The 18,728-nt window shown below is 46.6% G+C and carries 13 protein-coding genes; 7 read left to right on the top strand and 6 right to left on the bottom strand.

Annotated elements, in window-relative coordinates:
• Both WC882_05845 and WC882_05840 read left to right on the top strand, forming a co-directional pair.
• Window positions 1-1,494, top strand: a 1,494-nt coding sequence (locus WC882_05845; GenBank protein ID MFA5843157.1) for a hypothetical protein, incomplete at its 5' end; no start/stop codon positions are given.
• A gap of 224 nt (window positions 1,495-1,718) precedes the next feature.
• Window positions 1,719-4,130, top strand: a complete 2,412-nt coding sequence (locus WC882_05840) for a bifunctional (p)ppGpp synthetase/guanosine-3',5'-bis(diphosphate) 3'-pyrophosphohydrolase (GenBank protein MFA5843156.1) — start codon at window positions 1,719-1,721, stop codon at window positions 4,128-4,130.
• Between the two features lie 97 nt (window positions 4,131-4,227).
• Here WC882_05840 and WC882_05835 read toward each other — a convergent pair whose 3' ends face one another.
• Window positions 4,228-5,793, bottom strand: coding sequence for a permease-like cell division protein FtsX (locus WC882_05835; GenBank protein ID MFA5843155.1), 1,566 nt, complete (start codon window positions 5,791-5,793; stop codon window positions 4,228-4,230).
• A gap of 95 nt (window positions 5,794-5,888) precedes the next feature.
• Between WC882_05835 and WC882_05830 the strand changes: the two genes are divergently transcribed.
• Window positions 5,889-6,683 (top strand): hypothetical protein, encoded by a 795-nt coding sequence (locus tag WC882_05830; GenBank protein ID MFA5843154.1) that lies wholly within the window; start codon window positions 5,889-5,891, stop codon window positions 6,681-6,683.
• Between the two features lie 2 nt (window positions 6,684-6,685).
• Here the strand turns inward: WC882_05830 and WC882_05825 are convergent, their stop codons facing one another.
• Both WC882_05825 and WC882_05820 read right to left on the bottom strand, forming a co-directional pair.
• Window positions 6,686-7,135: an adenylyltransferase/cytidyltransferase family protein gene (locus WC882_05825; GenBank protein ID MFA5843153.1), complete on the bottom strand. Its 450-nt coding sequence runs from the start codon at window positions 7,133-7,135 to the stop codon at window positions 6,686-6,688.
• A 9-nt stretch (window positions 7,136-7,144) separates the two neighbouring features.
• A complete protein-coding gene (locus WC882_05820) occupies window positions 7,145-7,441 on the bottom strand; it encodes a hypothetical protein (protein MFA5843152.1) in 297 nt (98 codons plus the stop codon).
• 81 nt (window positions 7,442-7,522) lie between these two features.
• Between WC882_05820 and WC882_05815 the strand changes: the two genes are divergently transcribed.
• The 3 genes from WC882_05815 to gatA are packed head-to-tail and all read left to right on the top strand — an operon-like array spanning window position 7,523 to window position 10,384.
• Complete coding sequence (locus WC882_05815; protein MFA5843151.1) at window positions 7,523-8,521, top strand: virulence protein RhuM/Fic/DOC family protein; 999 nt, start codon at window positions 7,523-7,525, stop codon at window positions 8,519-8,521.
• 43 nt (window positions 8,522-8,564) lie between these two features.
• The gene (gene gatC / locus WC882_05810) at window positions 8,565-8,855 is read left to right on the top strand and encodes an Asp-tRNA(Asn)/Glu-tRNA(Gln) amidotransferase subunit GatC (protein MFA5843150.1); all 291 of its coding nucleotides are present in this window, start codon (window positions 8,565-8,567) and stop codon (window positions 8,853-8,855) included.
• A 5-nt stretch (window positions 8,856-8,860) separates the two neighbouring features.
• Window positions 8,861-10,384, top strand: coding sequence for an Asp-tRNA(Asn)/Glu-tRNA(Gln) amidotransferase subunit GatA (gene gatA, locus WC882_05805; GenBank protein MFA5843149.1), 1,524 nt, complete (start codon window positions 8,861-8,863; stop codon window positions 10,382-10,384).
• A 97-nt stretch (window positions 10,385-10,481) separates the two neighbouring features.
• On the opposite strand, the gene holA is transcribed toward gatA, so the two are convergent.
• Together holA and WC882_05795 are read right to left on the bottom strand one after the other, a co-directional pair.
• Window positions 10,482-11,978 (bottom strand): DNA polymerase III subunit delta, encoded by a 1,497-nt coding sequence (gene holA, locus WC882_05800; GenBank protein ID MFA5843148.1) that lies wholly within the window; start codon window positions 11,976-11,978, stop codon window positions 10,482-10,484.
• A 15-nt stretch (window positions 11,979-11,993) separates the two neighbouring features.
• A complete protein-coding gene (locus WC882_05795; GenBank protein MFA5843147.1) occupies window positions 11,994-12,533 on the bottom strand; it encodes a hypothetical protein in 540 nt (179 codons plus the stop codon).
• A 198-nt stretch (window positions 12,534-12,731) separates the two neighbouring features.
• Here WC882_05795 and WC882_05790 point away from each other — a divergent pair, with 198 nt between their 5' ends.
• Window positions 12,732-13,754 (top strand): hypothetical protein, encoded by a 1,023-nt coding sequence (locus tag WC882_05790; GenBank protein ID MFA5843146.1) that lies wholly within the window; start codon window positions 12,732-12,734, stop codon window positions 13,752-13,754.
• A 49-nt stretch (window positions 13,755-13,803) separates the two neighbouring features.
• On the opposite strand, the gene WC882_05785 is transcribed toward WC882_05790, so the two are convergent.
• Window positions 13,804-18,708 (bottom strand): DUF4215 domain-containing protein, encoded by a 4,905-nt coding sequence (locus tag WC882_05785; protein ID MFA5843145.1) that lies wholly within the window; start codon window positions 18,706-18,708, stop codon window positions 13,804-13,806.
• Window positions 18,709-18,728 lie beyond the last annotated feature (20 nt).

Here is an 18,728-nt window from a genome sequence, read left to right as displayed (position 1 = left end):
CCCGTGACAGAACCGGATCCGTGGGCGCAACCGCAGCCACCTGTTTCTGCCGAGCCGACCCCGGCTCCCGTGACAGAACCGGATCCGTGGGCTCAACCGCAGCCACCCGTTTCTGCCGAGCCGACTCCGGCCCCCGTGACAGAACCGGATCCGTGGGCTCAACCGCAGCCACCCGTTTCTGCCGAGCCGACCCCGGCTCCCGTGACAGAGCCTGATCCGTGGGCGCAACCGCAGCCCGCAACGGCACCCACTTCGACCCCTGCCGCGCCTTTTGATGATTATAAAAGCCCGTTTGATGATGATGCCCCAGTTTCTCCTTCTTACACCCCCGGGCCTTTTGATTCGGCATCCGTGAATGAATCGCCGGCTCAAAGGCCGCAAGAAGAATCGTTGTCGTCAGTTTCTTCGCTTGATACTCCGAATGAATTTCAAAATGATCCATTTGCTGCCTCGCAGGAAGAGTCTGTTGCCAAGGAGCCCGAAGCCCCGATTGAGGCGGAAGTCGTTTCAGAGGTTCGTTCCGCGGATTCCGAACTTGAAAAAGAATTGGAGACTCCAATAGATGAATCGAACAATGAATCTCTTTCCAAGAAAATAGAAATATTATTGGCTGAAGCCAATTTAACGCCGCGACATCTCAAGTTTTGTTGCGGAGGAGTTATTTTTGTGGTTTTTGTGATTGTTTTTGCATTTGTTTTGGGGCCGAAATTGCTTAAAAACGGGATTCCTTTCTTCGGAAATGATTCGGGCGATCAGCCGGTCGTAGAAGATACGACGACGGATGTTGAACCTCCTCCGGTGGAAGATAGTGTGACTCCGCCGATTGACAATACGCCTCCCGCGCAACAAACCGGTCCTGTTTGGGTGGATCCGTCCGTGTACAGTGGATTGCTTTTGAGTGAACCTGTGCCGTTGCCCGTTGGAGAAACGGGGGTGAATGTTGGCGTTTCATTGGGCGAAGAATCACCGATTACGGCAGAGAGCCAATTTCAATTGTTTCTTTCCGATTTTGAAGCGCTTTACAATCTTTATTACGTGGATGTTCCCGCGTTGTTGAACGGGTCGAATGATCGGGCTCAAACATTGGATGATCATATCCAAACATTGAGAGATCATTATAATAAAAGTGCGACCAATTATCAGGCTGTTGTGGATACTAAGGCTCAATTAAAAATTAAATATGACGGGATTGAATTGGAAAAACAAACCGCGGAAACACAATTTTTTGCCGAAATGAAGGCTTTTGATGGGCCTTCGGCTGAAGAAGCGTTGGCTCAATTTGTAGAATTGAAGCAACAACAGGTTGAATTGAAAGCTCAATTCTTTGCTTTTGGGCGGTTGGAATATAATTTTGAAACCGTTTTGGACAGTCTTTTGCCTCTTATTTCCGACCTTGAAATGAATCGGGAAGCCTTGATTGCCGGAGTGCAAGTGGTGGATGTATTGAACTCGGATTTGGATTTGATTTTGAGTGAACAGGAAGCGTTGGAATAGCAAATAGACACGCAGTGAATTGAAGTGTCGTATTTTTGTATTTTAAGAAAGAGGGAAAGGAAAATTTCTGTGAGCATTTTTAAGGAAGAAACGCCGAGAATCATGATCCGAGGCGTTTCGCTCCCATGCGAACAAAAATTCTTCCTGACCGCTTTCTTTTAAAAAAGTTTTTTTTATGGTACATTTATTTCAGCCTCATAAGGTTTATTTGCGACGGTTTTTCTATGGTGACCACTTTCCCTTTTCTCATCAAAACGGCGCAAGAATACAATCCTGATTTGGATGTGGTTCGCGTTCAAAAAGCGTTTGCGTTGGCGGAAGAGGCGCATCATGGGCAATCGCGATTTTCCGGGGATCCGTATATTTTTCATCTTTTGGAAACCGCTAAGATTTTGTTAACGCTCAAGCCGGATGAAGACACGATCATTGCCGCGTTGCTTCATGACATCGGGGATACCGAAACATCGATGAAAACCGTGGAAAAACAATTCGGGCCCAAGGTAACGCGCTTGATTCAAGGTGTTTCCAAATTGAGTTTGATTAAAATGCAGTCCGCTGAACCGCAAGTGGAAACGTGGCGACGTATGTTTTTGGTGATGGCCAAGGATCTTCGTGTGATTTTTATTAAATTGGCGGATCGGTTACACAACCTTCGCACCCTTGAGTTTGTGCCCGAACTCAAGCAAAAACGCATTGCTGAAGAAACCCTTCATGTGTACGCGCCCATCGCCTCGCGTCTCGGTATTTATTCGATCAAAAGCGAATTGGAGGATTTGTGTTTTCGGTTTTTGTATCCCAAGCCTTTTTTTGCGCTTCAAAAGGAATTGATGGCCCACGGCAAAGTGCATGAACGCTACATTGAAGAGGCGCAAGAGGTGTTGGTCAATTTGTTGAAAAAAGAAGGGATCCCGGGGGAAGTGTCGGGTCGGGTGAAACATTTGTACAGCATTCATGGCAAGTTGAAAAAGAGCAATAAAAATTCCATTTATGATATTTATGATCTTTTTGCGATTCGGATTGTGTTGCCGGATGAGGAATATGATTGTTACACCACGCTCGGGGTGATTCACAATCGATGGACTCCGATGCCGGGCCGATTTAAGGATTACATCGCGGTGCCCAAGTTGAACGGTTATCGTAGTCTTCACACTACGGTGATGGGGCTTTTGCCCTCCTTGTCGCGACAGCCCATTGAGATTCAAATTCGTACCAAGTCCATGCATCAGGAATCCGAGTTTGGGATTGCGTCGCACTGGTGGTACGAGGATTCCAAACGAGCTTCCACTCAAATTCCGAGACAGGAAGTGGAAAAATTATTGCAGGGACGGCGTTTGTTGAATCAATTGTATGAATTATTGTCCGAATTTCCCGAACAACGAACCGAGCTTGAATATTGTTTGTCCCGAACCGGGAGTGAAGCCAAGGAAGGAGAGGCGCGAGTTCGCCGGTTGTTGGAAGCGCATCGATTTTCCGTGAAGGACACGGAGATTTTGTTTGATTTTTTAAAACGTTCTTCGCCGCAAGATCCGCGCGTCAAAGCGCTTCAACATCAGATTGATTGGTTGTATGGGCTCCAAAATTTGCACGCGGAAAACGGGGCGAAAGAAGGGACTTCGAGTGATATAGAGGTTTTTCAAGATCGCATTTTCGTACTCACTCCGGGAGGAGATGTGAAGGATTTGCCGGTGGGGTCCACGCCCGTTGATTTTGCGTATGGGGTGCACACGGATGTTGGGAATCGTTGCTTCCAAGCCAAAGTGAATGGACATATCGTGGGATTGGATTACGAGCTTAAGAGCGGAGACATGGTGGATATTTTGACGCGAAAAGATCCTCAGCCCAATCGGTATTGGTTGTCGTTTGTGAAAACCGCGATGGCTAAAAATAAGATTAAGGCTTGGTTCAAAAGCATGGATCATGAAAAAAATATCAAGGCGGGGAGAGAATTGATCAATAAAGAATTGAAACGTTTGAATAAGCCTCTTTTAGGGCCCGGGTATCGATTGTTGGAGCATTATGGCGGGAGTGGGAAAGTGCTTCCTCTTGTGGATCGCGAGCATATTGTTGAGACGGTGGGGGAAGGGACTTTGTTCCCTCATACCGTGGTTCGCGGGATTTTTTCCGAACAGGAATTACTGGGTGAATGTTTGCAGCGGGCCCCTTCTCATACCCCGCAAGTGGCCGGAGTGGTTTTAGGGAAAGAGGGGGTGCTCATTACCGGGGAAGCGAATGTTCCGATCACGTTGTCCGCGTGTTGCAAGCCGGTTTTTCCTCAGCCGATTGTGGGGTATGTGACGCGAGGGAAAACGATTCGTGTGCATCGAGCCGGGTGTTATCAACTCACCACCGCGCCTTCGGAACGTTTGTTGCCCGCGAGTTGGACCGCGCACGCCGGAGAAGTTCATTATCATGTTAAAATTCGGATTGAAGCGCAAGATCGCATTGGAGTTTTACGCGATGTTTTTGAGGCCATTGCCGGCATGGGCGTGAATATTGTTGATTTTCCATTGGTGTCCAAAGAGGGGGGTCGGGTGACGCGCGATCTTTCCGTGGATATTTTGAATTACGATCGATTGGCCGAGCTTTTGTCTAAATTGGAGAGAGTCGATGGGGTCGTTTCAGTAAAAAAACAGTAGGTGCCCCTTTCGTATTAATATTCTCCCAAAAATGCTTCGCACCGGAGCGGTTCGTACAGATTTTGGGAAAGGAAAAGTCGGCCCAGAGTGTTTAAGGCTAAGACATGGGAGTCTTCGAGTTTGAGTTGTAGTACGGCCAAGAGTGGGTGTTGTCGTAAAAAATGAAGGATTTTCAAGGTGTCGAGCGGGAGTTCATGTTTAAATCCAAAGTTTTTTTCAGCGCAAGAACGACATTCGAGATTGAAGTGTTTTTCATCGAGAAATGCGTTTTCTTTGGGCAGAAGATTATGACAGGATCCGCATTTCCGGAAATCGAGAAGGAATCCCAGTCGATCGAGGATTTGCAGGACCGAGGCCACGCGAATGCGTTCGTGTTGGTCCGGATAAAAACTCATGAGAGATAAGGCTTCGTTGAGGCGTTGATAAAGTTCGGGGAGTGGGGTTTCTTCCGGGGTAAGGCGCTCCACCAATTCCGCGAGAAACAGAGCGGAGGTGAGACGATCCATGGTGGTTTTGAGGTCTGCAAAACGTTCTTCCAACACGGTTTGCGTGAGGTAATAGTGGTGCGTGCTTTTCCATAATGAAAGATTCACTCGATTGAGGAGTTCGATGGGTGGATTGCGGCGGCTGGAAATTTTCCGGATGCCTTTGGCCATGCATGTGATTTTTCCGCGGTCCTGAGTGAGCACGGTGATGAAGCGATCTTGATCTCCGAAATCGCGCTTTCCAAGAATAATTCCGGTGGTGGTGAAGGCTCCCTTCATGAAATAAGGTCTTGTTTCAGATAATGGTTGATGGCGATCAGGCTACTCAATACGCCCAAGAACAGGCCGGCTGCGATTTGGAAAAGGAGCAGGGAAGCGTAATGAATTTCTCCACTTGAAAATGTGATGCTGGAAAGGTCGACGAGAGAATCGAATATGAGGAAAAATCCAAAACTGAGGACCACACTGCTCATCCCGTAAATCGCTCCTTCAATCATAAAGGGCGAACGGATGAAGTTGATCCCGGCTCCCACCAAACGCATGATTTTAATTTCACGCTTGCGGTGAAAAATCGTGACTTGGATCACATTGGCGATGATGAGCGTACTGCCGAGAATGAAGGCGATCACGATGCCGAGTAATATTTTTTGGCTGAAATCCGTGACTTTTAAAAGGTTGTCTACGATTTGGGCGTTTTCCGCGCGACTCTCGGTGTCGAGGAGAAGATCGTTATAACCTTCTTGCGCCAAGTAGGTGAGAATGGTTTCGTGGTCTTCGGGCGATTGCGTGATGATTTGGATGCTGGCCGGGAGGGGGTTCTCGAGGTCGTAGGTGGAAAACGGGTTCATTTCTTCGGAATATTTTTTAAGAAAATCTTGGAGCGCTTGTTCCTTGGAGGTGTAGGTGACGGTTGTGGTTTCCGGGAATGTATCAAGATCTTTGACAAGTTGATTCACGCGCAAAGAATCCGCGTTGTCCTCAAGATAAAGGATTAAATCGACTTTTGCCTTGAGGTCTTGAATGGCGTTTTGTGCGAGCGAATTGACACTAAAAATAATGTTGAAAATAAATAAAATCAACGCCATTACGAGTACGGTTCCGAAGGTGAGAAATTTATTGCGGAAAAGATTGTCGAGGGCAAGATGAAGACTTCGGCGGAAGGAGGAGGAGGAGATCATGGTTATATTGAACCACGAATGGCTGGAGGGGACAAATGGTTTGACTTTATTTCGAATACATGTTTTAATATTATCTAATTCGTTATCCATCAATAATGCTCTCTCATGCGCCGCTCGCTTTAGCCCTGGCTTTCAATAGTCCTGCTGAAGCAAAGGATCTGCCAACTACTCCCATGTCTGTTGCGGTTGAAGCGCCCCATCTTTTGACGATAGCGGAATGCGAAGCGCAGCGATTCAAAGATGCTATTCGTTTTAACGAATTTGATTTTGATGAGCAATACTATCTTGAGGATCATGCTCCTTTTTTATATCGAGAAGGAACTCCGGTTGGATGTATTGAAGATGTTTCCGCTTTTATTCGCCAGCATGATGGATTAGAAGCCATTATTTTCAATACTTTAGGGGATAGAGAAATGCAGCGATCTTTTTCAAAGGATTCGGCGGATAAAGATGGGAAAATCCATGTCTTAGGAGAATGGGTGGAACCTGTCGTTTCGCTTGGGGTTAGCCGGTGGCGTGGTCTTGATAATGTTGATCTTAAAGCGGGTTTGAAATATTTGGCTGATCAATCGGAGAAAACATCTCAATGTAAAACCGCTGAAGGAAGGCATACAGACCCCGTTACACAAGATCCTTTAGCTTTGCTAGCGCAAGATGAAAAGAAAAATACTTTTTTACTTGTGAATCAATTATTCACAAGAACTTATGATCGTTTCCAAGGGAAATATGGAGTTTTTGATATGAATAAAGATTGTTTTGTGGATTCTAAAGATGATGTGGCAGGGCCTAATGGTTCAAAAAAGCCCGATGGCATGATTACGCTTGAAGATTGGCAGGTTTGGCAAGAAAGAACTCGTGAGGGAGCTTTGCATGCTGTTGAACCAAAGTAGCGCTAAACGGTAATTTTGGATGTTTCGTCGGAATTGTCGGGCCCTTCATTTTCTCGTATCAATGTGCTTTTGTACATCTCGGGTTTATAGGAAGGGAGGCGAATAATTTTGGCGTCCAGGGCGAGGTTGATGAGAATTTTGGGGAGCTGTTGCGTGAATACAAATTGATCGTAGCCGAGAGCCAGAATTGAAGGGCGGAATTTTTTGAGCACTTTGTATTTGTCTTTGGCATCGCCCAGCACGGCTTTGGTCACAAAAGGAAGCGCTTCCACAGCTTTGAGGCGTTGGCGTTCGTTGCGTTTGAGTTGATAGCCCCGAATGCTTTCCGCGGTTTGGTCTCGCGCCACCACCACGATCAATTCCTCGCCGAGTTCGGCGGCTTTTTTAAGATAACTTTCATGCCCGGCATGCAAGTATTCAAAGGTTCCAAAAGCCATCACGCGGGTTTTCATGAGAGAAAGTTAATCAATGAAAAAATCCACCACAATCGCGGCCATCAATACAATACCACCCACGATGCCGGCGATGAGGTCGAAAAGATCGGTTTTTTTACCCGCTTCTTCAAAATAAAGTTTCATGCTCGCGAAGGCGTATAGGATTCCGGACATGAGCGCCGGGAGGTCGAGGCTGTTTCGGAGAATGGGCAAAATCGTCCACGCGTAACCATTGGAGGTCAGTAAAGTGGCCAATAAATGGGTTCCCATGAAGGCGAGGAAAAAGAGAAAAGCGACTTTTTTGACATTGGCCGTGGTGTTCATACTCGCATTTTACCCTTTTGTGAGATTTGATCAAACCCGGAGATTTAAATATACTGAGAAGGCTTTTTTAAAATATTCGATATGAAGAAAAATAATTTACAAAAAGGCGACATTTTTATTTATAAGACTTCAAAAAATGAAGTGGAGTTGAATGTACGGATAGAAAAAGAAAATATATGGTTGACTCAAAATCAAATAGCTTTGCTTTTCGGGACTCAAAGACCGGCTATAACTAAGCATTTAAACAATATTTTTAAATCCGTGGAATTGAAGGAGAAATCAGTACGTTCCATTTTGGAACATACTGCGGCGGACGGGAAAATATATAAAACCCAGTTTTATAATTTAGATGCCATTATTTCTGTTGGGTATCGAATCAATTCAAAACAAGCCACGCAATTTCGTGTTTGGGCGACCCGAATGTTGAAAAATTACTTGATTCGAGGGTATGCGATCAATGAGAAACGTCTTTTAGAAGTGCAAGAAAAATTTAATGAATTGCAAACTGCTGTTTTATTTTTGCAAGAAAAATCTCGAAAAAAATTGCTGGTTGGGCAAGAAGCGGAGATTTTAAATTTACTCTCTGGTTATGCAAAAACATTATCGTTATTGGATAGATATGATAAGGGGCAATTACATTTTAAGAAAGGTGGAAAACCTAAATTTGTTTTGACGTATGAACGCTGTAGTCAAATTGTTACGGAAGTTAAAAAAGAATTGAGAACTAAAAAAGAGGCGAGCGATTTATTTGGTCATGAGCGGGGAGGGAGTTTTGAAGGGGTTATTAAAGGGTTATATCAAACGTTTGGCAAAAAAGAATTGTATCCTACGCTTGAAGATAAGGCTTCGCATTTTTTGTATTTTATCATTAAAGATCATCCGTTTTTGGATGGGAATAAACGTGTTGCATCATTTTTGTTTGTTTATTTTTTGGATAAAAACGATTTTCTTTTTAAGAAATCCGGAGAACGAAAAATCAATGACAATGCGTTGACCGCGTTGGCGTTGTTGGTGGCGGAGAGCCATCCTCGAGAAAAAGAGACTCTGATTAAGATTATTAAAAATTTAATTGTGGAATAGGGGCTTTTTCCTATATTGTAAATGAAGTTAAAAAATCTTTTTTATGGTAAAAATTACGGATCAGACCGTGCGGCATGTAGCCAAGTTGGCGCGATTGCATCTCACTGAGGCGGAAGTGGAAAAGTTTTCCAAACAGTTGTCGAGCGTTTTTGAGTACATCGATATTTTGAATGAAGTGGATACCGAGAATGTGGAGCCCACCGCTCAGGTCACGGGTTTGAAAAACGTGTTGCGCGAGGATAAAGTGGCGCGTTTTTGTGATCCGGAGGAGTTGTTGAAGTGCACGCCGTTGCCGGTGCAGGAAAATCAAATTCGGGTGAAACCCGTTATGTAACTTTTATGCAAAAAATATCTTCAAAATTTCATGGGGACGAAAATGCTAGGACACTTCGCTCCGCTTCGTGTCTGGCAGCATTAACGATTCGCGAAGCGCATGATGGGCTTGTGGCGCAAAAATTTTCCGCAAAAGAATTGGCAGAGTCGTGTTTGGAACGGATTAAAAAATACAATCCTCAATTGAATGCGTTTATTACCGTGACCGAAGAAGAGGCGTTGGCATCGGCCGCGCGCACCGATCAAAAAATTGCGAAAAAAGAAAAAATCGGATTGCTCGAGGGGTTGCCCTGCGCGATCAAAGATTTGTTCAATACCAAAGGGGTTTTGACCACGTGTGCGTCTCCGGGACAGAAAACGTTTGTGCCGCCGTACGATGCGACAGCCGTGGAGTTGTTGCGAAAAGAGGGGATGGTGATGGTGGGAAAAACCAATCTCGACGAGTACGCGTGCGGTTCTTCCACCGAACATTCTTGTTTTGGGCCCACGCACAATCCGTGGGATCTTGAACGGGTGGCAGGCGGATCGTCCGGAGGGTCGGCTGCGGCCGTGTCTGCGGATTTGTGTACGTATGCGCTCGGGACCGATACCGGAGGCTCGATTCGTCAGCCCGGGGCTTTGTGTTCCGTGCCTGCGCTTAAGGTGACTTATGGGCGTGTGTCTCGGTTTGGAGTTACGGCCATGGCGTCGTCGTGGGATACGGTGGGGCCGTTTGGAAAACGAGTGGAAGATTTGGCATTCGTGTTGCAAGCGTTGGCAAAATCGGATCCTCGAGATACGACCATGCCATCGATTTTGGCGCCGGATTATGTGTCGCTTTTAACCGGAGATGTGAAAGGCCTTAAAATTGGAGTGCCTAAGGAATATTTTGCCGAAGGAGTACAAACTGAGGTTAAAGATTTGGTGTGGGAAGCGATTCGTCATTTGGAAAAACAAGGGGCAAAAATCATGGAAATCAGTTTGCCCATGACCCAGTATGCGATTGCGCTGTATTATATTTTAATGCCGGCTGAGCTTTCGGCGAATTTGGCGCGATTTGATGGGATTCGATTTGGTTCAAAACCCAACGTCGAAGGAGACTCTTTGATTGATTATTATTACCATAAACGGGGCGAAGGTTTTCAGGATGAAATCAAACGTCGTATTATGATCGGGACGTACGTTTTGTCCGCGGGATATTACGATGCGTATTATCGCAAAGCACAAAAAGTGCGCACTAAAATCATTCAAGAATTCAATGAAGCGTTTGAAAAGGTGGATGTACTTTGTGCTCCGACTTCTCCTTATCCTGCGTTTAAAGTTGGCGAAAAATTGGACGATCCGTTGGCTATGTATATGGCGGATGCGTTGACGATTCCTGGTTCAACCGCCGGGATTCCCGGGTTGTCGGTGCCGTGTGGATTCACCAAAGCCGGGTTGCCGGTGGGATTGCAAATTATGGGCCCGCAGTTTGAGGAAGGGCGCGTGCTCAGAGTGGGGGATGCATATGAGAAGTCGATGGAGTGGTGGGGGAGAAAACCTACGTTATAATTTTTTGACGAATTGAACAGGGGTAAATTTATTTTCGGTCCTTTTTCTTGACAAAATATTTTTAAGTGATATGATTTTTCCTATTATTTATAAATTTTTATTTTATGTCTTTATTGAATATACCACGATCGCTTTTATTGGCCGCTACAGTTACAGCCGCATCCGGTGCCTGTGCTCATAGAAATTTGGATGTGTCGGATATTGCAGGGGCATATCCTATTGCTTCAGCTAGAGGTGAATTACAGGTCGATGCAGTAAAGACGCGTGTGGACGCAAATTGCGGACAGTTTGTTATTGTTATGCCGGCAGCAACTGCGGTTGAACCTGAGCAAAATGTGATTCAATTTTTGCATGTTCCATCAAATAAAGTTGAATGTGTTTTAGACGCGGCGGTGAATAATTCGGGTGGAAATGAAGTAGGAGGCTCGCATTTATGCGTTACTTCAGTGATGCCTAAGACTGATAAACCCAATCCAACTGATGATGATGAAGGTGCTACGGTTGATATCCGTGTTGATTGTAGGCCGGAGAAAAAAAGTAAGTAAGTAGTGCGTTTGAGAAGTGGTTGAAATACGGAGAGGAAAGGGAAAAGTCACTCCGCTGCGCTTCGTGACTGGCACACTTCAATAATAAACTGTTCAATGGCCAGCAAATATTCGGTTTGGTCGGTGGTGGACCAGCGGATTTCGCCGGTTTTGAGGTCGCGGTCGATTTTGAGGAGTTTTCCGTAAATCGTTTTGAGTTCGGCTTCGTTGAAGTTGCGGCACGCGGGTAAAATTTGCGAAACTGCGTAGGGGTTTTGTTTGAGCTTGGCGGCAATGCCGGACGCGGATTTGGTGGTTTTTTGGGCGTCGAGAATTTGAAGGATGAGGCGAATTTGTCTCACCAGCATGCCAAAAATTCCTGGAATTTCTTCTCCCCTTTTTACGAGTTGATGAAACGTTTCGATCGCGTCTTTGGCGCGTTTTTGGCCTAGAGAATCGGTGAGGCGAAAAATGGAAGGGGACAGACTGCCTTGCACGAGTTCGTCGATCGCGGCACGCGTGATGGGATTGGGGCTACAATAGGAGGCGAGTTTTTGAATTTCATTGTCGAGCGTGAACATGTCGCCTTCGGTGATTTGGCTGAGGTATAAGGCATTTGGGGCGTCGATGTGACCTCCGTGTTCGAGGGCTTTTTTTTGAATCCATTCGGTGAGCAAAGCGCCGGTGAGAGGTTTGCAATCTTCCAATCGTGCGATTTTTTGAAGTTTTTTAAAGAGCGTGGTGCGTTCGTCCGGAGCTTTTTCTTCCACTAAAATCAGGGTGCAGGTTTCCGGAGTTTTTTCAATGTTTTCCGCGAATTTTTTGAGCGCGTCTTTGTCCTGGCCTTGAAAAAGATTTTTGACAATCACGAGGCGTCTTTCTCCTAAAAACGGCATGGCTTCGGTGGCACGCAAAATATTGTCGATCGGGGTTTCGCCGTCGAGCTCGTCGAGATTGATGTCGCCTCCGTATTTTTGGACAAACGCGATTTTCCACGCATCGAGTTTTTCCTTGATGCGGAACGGGTCGTCGCCGAAGAGGAGGACGATGTTGGGGGAAGAAGGAGACAAGGGAAATTTTAAATTTTAATTGAACTCGATTGTTGGTTCAACAACCTTTTTAACTTCGTCACATCCGATAGGAAGCCCCGAATCATCCGAATATCCTGATCCGCATGAACTTTCGAATAAAAGCCAATCTCCATTCATTCTTGTTGGATAAAGGCCTCCCACTGCGCAAACATTGAAGTCGTTTTGGAATTCATCTAAAGACGAATAACCCATTAAATTGGGTAATAGTGAAATGCCCCAAGCGGTTGGGTTTTGACTCTCGCCGTTATACTCAAACGCGTAATGAATTAATGACGTGTCTTTGTAAGTTTCTACCAGATTTTTAAAATATCCTTCTGTGTGTTCGGAACCACATTCTAAAGCCATGTTTTCTAATCCTTCCACTGTCCAATCAAATAATCTTGTTCCTGTCGAAACGGTTGATACTTCTGCCGTTGAATAAGAGATTGGCTCGTTAGCGGGTTGATTTTGCCATAGGTATACTCCGCCGCCGGCAATGATTGCTGTGATGATGATGGCGAGAATAATTGTCCATACACTTTTTTTTTGTTCCATAGGGATTTTGGTTAAATGTTAAGTTTATTATATATAAATATTAGAAAAACACGATTTAATGTTAGCTCAGTTTGCGCAGTGAGGATATACTCACCCTACAATATTCTTAGCTTTTTCGCCATACAAAATGAGTGTTTTTGTCGTGACTTTTTGAGGCGATTTTTGGTAGAATTTAAACGTCAATTTAATCTGTTATTTATGGAAAATTCACTTGCGAAAATTTCGGATGAAAAATTACTGCGACTTTGCGATCAATTTGGCAAGCAAGCACTGCTGTGGCGCAGGCGATTTATTGGGCTTTTGCCTGAGGTGGATCGGCGGCGACTTTATGAAAAACGCGGGTGTTCGAGTATTTTTGAATTTGCGGCCAAATGGGCGGGCTTGTCCGAAATGCAGGTGCGGCGAGTGCTTCATCTCGAGAAGCGATTTGAGGATAAACCGATTTTGAAGAATTTATTGGAGCAAGGGCGCGTGAGCGTAAATAAATTGATTCGGGTGGCTTCGATTGCAACGGCAGAGAATGAAAAGGAGCTGGCGGGGAAAATTAAAAAACTTTCTTGCGCGGCAGTGGAGACCTTAGTGAGGGATGAAAAATGCTATGCAAAAGGGTGCGATTTTGAAAATCGAAATGGCTTAAATAAGCCACAATTTGAGTTAAAAAGTGTGCACGTGCACAACACTCACGGAGCGCAGCGGAGTGAGCTTTCTTTTTCCCTTTCCGACGAAGTTATTGCCGAGCTTAACCGCCTCCATGCGCAAGGGCACGACGTGAATAAAATCCTTTTGGAACTTCTAAAACAACGAAAAGAGAAAATCGAGCAGGAAAAAGAGATGATTGCGCAAGAGACTCAGGCTCAACCCACCACTTCTCGCTATATTCCTGTTCGTGTGAAAGCCATTCTTAAACAAGAATTTGGTCAAAAGTGTTCCATTTCGACGTGTCGAAAAACCGCGCAAATCATTCATCATTCGCAACGATTCGCGCTCGCGCATACGCACGATCCTCGTTATATGGCTCCCTTATGCCGAGAGCATCACCAAATTGCGCATCTGATAGATCAAAATTATGCGGACAGGCATTGTTTGTCGCCGTGAATACAATTGTTGAAGGTTCATCGTGCGACTGAAAATGGGGCATTTTTCTTAAAGTACACTCGCTGCGCCGGATGGGATGCAGGGTGCGGTAGAGCGCACTTCGCTGACGCCGCGCATGAAACGTAGTGGAGTGCGTTGAGAAGTAGGGGGAAAGTCACTTCGCTTCGCTCCGTGACTATCGTGCCACTTCCTCGCTTTGCACATCCACGAATTCCTCGAGACCCGGAGGTGTGTTCAAGAGCACGCGTTCGTCGTAACGGAGCACCACGTTTCCTTGATCGTAGTTGGCCGGACCTGCGTAGGTGCGGTTTTGGAGCAAGGATTCAATGTTGCCGTAAACGGATCCGCGGATGACGAGTTTGGTGAAGGGGTCGGTCCATCGACCGGTGAGATTTCCTCCTTTCCCGTCGCGCGCTTCGATGTAGTACACGCCCACCATTTCCGTGACATTGTTTTCAACGTAAACATCTCCGCCCAAAACAATGAAGGCAATGGAAGGGATGCTACTGAGGTCTGTGACGGTGTCCATGTTAAAGGAATCTCCTCCAAGATATTCGATATTGCTGTTGATGATGAGATCCCCGTCTTCCACAATAAAGGTGTACGCGCCACTTGGGATGCGGTTGATTCCGAGATCGAAAATGAGATCTTTTCCCGTGACTTTGTACACGTTTTGTTTTTCATTGGATTGGACAACGCCGTGAATAGCGCTGAGATCTTCGAAATTTTTGACAGTGTAGCTGTCGGCGTCGTCTGTGTTTAGGTTGTCCTCGTAGGGTGTGATGGCCGCGATATTGGCGTTTTGAATTTCTTGAATCGTGGCTTTGCTCCAAGTGGTGACCGTCTCCACATCTGAAAGCATTTCACAAATGTAGCTGGAGAAGCGGCCCACGGTGCTGTTATTGTCTGGGGTATCGCAGGAGCTGGTGATCCCTTCAAATATTTTACTGAGAAAGACCAAACCGTCGCTGTTGCGGTCTTGGGGGTAGTAGCAGGAAATGTCGTAACTTTGAGAAAGTTCTTCCTCAAGGTAGACGTCTCCGGCGTTGCGGGTCAGGAAATAAGGGCAAATGATGGTTATCGTGGTGCTGGCTTCGAGTCGACCGTCGGCTTTTGCCGTGTTGGTAAGACCGACCACCGGGCAGGCCACTGTTTTCATGGCTTCGCTTGCGCATTCAAACCCTCCATTGTCAACGCGACCCAAATAACGGATGGCGACGCGGTAATATTTGGTTTCGCCGGTGATGGCATCCGTGGTTTTTAATGTGTTGTTGAGATTTTTTAAAGTCACACCATCGGAAGTGCCGATGTCTCCGGAGAAGCACGTGGTGCCTTCATCTTTAATGGTGCGGGAAGTTCCATCGTCTTTGAGCGACCCATCTGAGGCCGGGGTATCGCAGTTTTCAATTTTTGTTTTGAGTTCATCATCGTATTGAACACTGAAAGGGCGATAGGTGCCAACCGGAAGTCCACAGTCTTCTCCTGTTGTTGTATTCCCATCCACCCAACATCGGACCGGCATGGGGTCGTCTCCGATTGCGGTGTAGTAATCGATTGAAGAGTTTGGCGAAGGAGCTGTTATTCCATCGTTATATAAACCTTTAATTCCATCGGCGATTGTGTCCGTGATTTTGATTTCGGATCTATGTGTCGGGTCCGGGGTGTAGGCAATGGTGTAGAAGGTGTAATCGAAATCGTGGGCGTAGACAGGAGCATCTCCTTCAACGCCTTCGGTAGTGTCGGATTTAAACGAGTTTCCATTGATGCTCGTGTTGTCCACGGCAAAGAATCCAAAGTTGTAGGTGTATACAAATTTTTCCAAGGTATCCGAAAGCGTGAGGCTTGGATGTTGGATGGAAAAATCGGCGCTGCAAGCGGAGTAGGAATCCACGTTCACTGCGATGTCGGCGTCCGGGTTGGTGCCGACTTTGTAAGTAATTTCGGTTTCGTAGGTGTCGAGGGTTTCAGTGGTCCCATCGTCGGTGCTGGTGTTTGTTGTTGTGGTGAACGTTCCGGTGGGGTCGTTTGAAGTCCATGTGTAGGGATCATCGGTCCACGGTGTTTTTTCATCGTCTTCTTCGTTGTTGTAGTAATAGGCTTGAACCTTAAAAGTAACGATGTCTCCCTCCTTTTTTTCAAGAGTGTCGGTTGTGGGTTCGGTGACGTCCATGTCTGCGCAAACGTCTTCAACCTGACAGACGTTGGAACATCCGTCGTCGTTGATGGAATTGCCGTCGTCGCATTCTTCCCATGTGCCGTAGCTGTTGTAATCGTAATAAGGAGGATTATTTATAATTCCATCTCCGCAATAGGTGGTTCCGCCGCCGCCTCCATCACTACTGCCTCCGCCATCGTCGCCGTCACCGCTACCGCCACCGGTTATATTGGCGGTTGCGGAACAAACGGAGCTGTATGCGGCATTGGTGTCTTTAACGGTGATGACATCGTCAACGGCTCCATGGTATTCCACGGAAAGATCGCCGGAAGTGATTGTGTTTCCAATGGTGAGTCCTTCATCGGCTGTGAATTGGCCACTTGCATTAGTTGTGGTCCAAATCCAAGTGCTGACATAAGTGCTAGGAGTGGGGGTAATGGTAAATACGACTTGAGTGGCTGAAGTGCTTCCCGGAATGATGGAAAGATCGGTACAAACACTTGTGATTGTTTCGAGTTGGCAATTCGCGGAACAGGTGTCGCCATCGACGTTGTTGCCGTCATCGCAAACTTCGTCATCTGCGGTGCCGACTGTATTGTCTGCGCCATCTAGATCGAGAACGCCGTCGCCGCAGTAAGGCGCCGGTATGGTTCCGGTGGCCAAGGTGGCGTTACATGTTGCCGGATAAGTGGTTTCTACTATCGTGATGGTGTCTCCACTGGTGCATCCGTAGACGTAAACGATGGAGGCCGAGGTGGTCAATGTATCGATGCCTGTGCCGTCGATGGTTTCAGTAAATTTACAAGAACCTGTGGCCGTGGCATCGGCATTGGTGCTGGATACGGTGTAAGTCCCGGTCCAAGGTGCTCCGTCTTGATCCACATCCGTGAGAGTGATGGGTGTGATTCCTGTGAGTTGATCGACTGTGATGCTGGTTGGAGAAGTTGTGAGACTTGCGCAATAAGGTTCTTCGGTGAGCATGGAAGAGAGGGAATCGTAACAAACTCCTGTCGGAGAACTTGTTTCCTGGACAAAAATCATGTCGCCCGGATCGCCTCCGCCATAATAGACCGAGATGGCGGTGGTGGTGTAAGGATTGGATCCTAACCATGTTCCCGCAAACCAAGAAGAGGTGCTGAATGTTCCATTCGCTTCGGTAATTCCATCGACTTGAGTGGCGGTGTAGGTGTATTCGCCGGTCCAAGTTCCTCCATCGGTGGAGGTGGATTGAATGGTGACCGGAATATCTTCTCCGCTTATCATGTCTTCATACGTGATGACGGTCGGATCTGTGATTTCGAGCGTGGCGCACGCTTCAACAGCTTCTAATTGACAAGTGGAGGAACAGCCGTCGCCGTCGGCGGTGTTGCCGTCGTCGCAGGCTTCGTCATCTTCGGTGCCGGTGCGGTTGTCGAGTCCGTTGGAATCCAATAATCCGTCTCCGCAATAGGGGACGGTGGAAGCAATGGAGTCATAACAAACGTCCGGATAAGCGGTGTCTGTTACAGTGATGATGTCACCGGCATCCCCGCCGCCGTAGTAGACGGTGGTGCGGGTTGTAGTGTAGGGATTTTCTCCTGATAATCCGGCTAAAATTGAGGACCAACTGAAGGTTCCGTCTGCCGGCGTTCCATCCGCTTTGGTCGCGGTGTAGGTGTATTCGCCGGACCATGTGGCTCCGCTTTCGTCCGTGGATTGAATCGTGATTTGGATATCGCCGCCTTCCATATCCTCATACGTGAGGGTGGTGGGGGAGGTGATTTTGAGGGAGGCGCAAGCGTCTTCAATGAAAAGTTCGGCTGAACAAGCATCTTCGTAATCGACTTCTTTTACGGTGATGATGTCTCCGACTCCACAATTGTAAACGTAAACGGTTTCGTAGTCGGTATTGAGCGGATTGGAGCCCCAGCCTTGGGATGCGTAATAAGTGGAAGTCGTGAATGTGCAGCTCGATACTGTGGTCCCGTCGCTTTCATATCCCGCGTATTCGTAAGAGCCGTCCCATGTGTCGCCGTCTTGATCTTCCGGTGCGATGGTGATGGCAGTGACATTGTCGGCGTTTTCGGCCGTGATTTCAGTGGGGGAGGTGATGGTGAGGTCATTGCATTCGTCGCAATCTTCATAGTTTGTGACTGCAGTGTCTCCGTCCGTGTACCAAGCATGATTGTCATACCCGATGTCTGCGTCATCCGCCAATTCCGAGGGAGTCCATGAGCCGTCTCGTTCAATATTGATCCCGTACGTTGTCCAGAAGATTTCCGCATCCGTGGTTGCAGTGTCTCCGTTTCGAACATCGTCATTGGGTTCGAATCCAACGATTTCATAATAATAATTTAAATAACCATCAATCGTGGCTACATAAGGAAGGGTAGGCTCGGCTCCATCCGGAGAAGAATAGGTCCATAAAATACTCGCGGTTCCATCTCGGCTCATTGTAAGATTAGTGGTCACGGTTAAATGATATCCGCCTGTTGTTTTTGTATAACTGTCATCGTCACAATCGATATAAATAATATCGCCACTATCATCAGAAAACGGGGTGGAGCATGTGAGGGAATCGAGATCGACGTTCTCTACAAAATCGGTGTGTAAATTGATGCGGTATTTTTCAATTTCCGCATAATAACCATCATAGGTTTCATCTTCCGGATTACCGTCATAAAGATAAAATTTGAAGTAATGGTAAGCTGGGCCGCAACTCGCATCCGAATAATCGGTAGTGGCTCCGGAATGAGTGGGGACGTAACCTGAAATAGAGCCCATTTCCGTAACGCTTTTCATAGTAGGTGTGGCTATCCCCCCACCCCACGAAGGGCTGGTAAAGGTTAAGGCTTGCACCAGAGGGGATGGTCCCATTTGAATTCCCAGGATGATCCCAAGGATTAGGGCCGAACATTTAAGCCCGAAACGAATTGATTTTTTCATAGATAGAGGTCAAAGATGAT

The organism is Candidatus Gracilibacteria bacterium, from assembly GCA_041658685.1.
In the GTDB taxonomy this organism is placed as follows: Bacteria; Patescibacteriota; Gracilibacteria; order UBA1369; family UBA12473; genus JBAZZS01.
The sequence above is the reverse complement of the archived record's forward strand: the minus strand, read 5'-3'. Positions and strand labels throughout refer to the sequence as shown.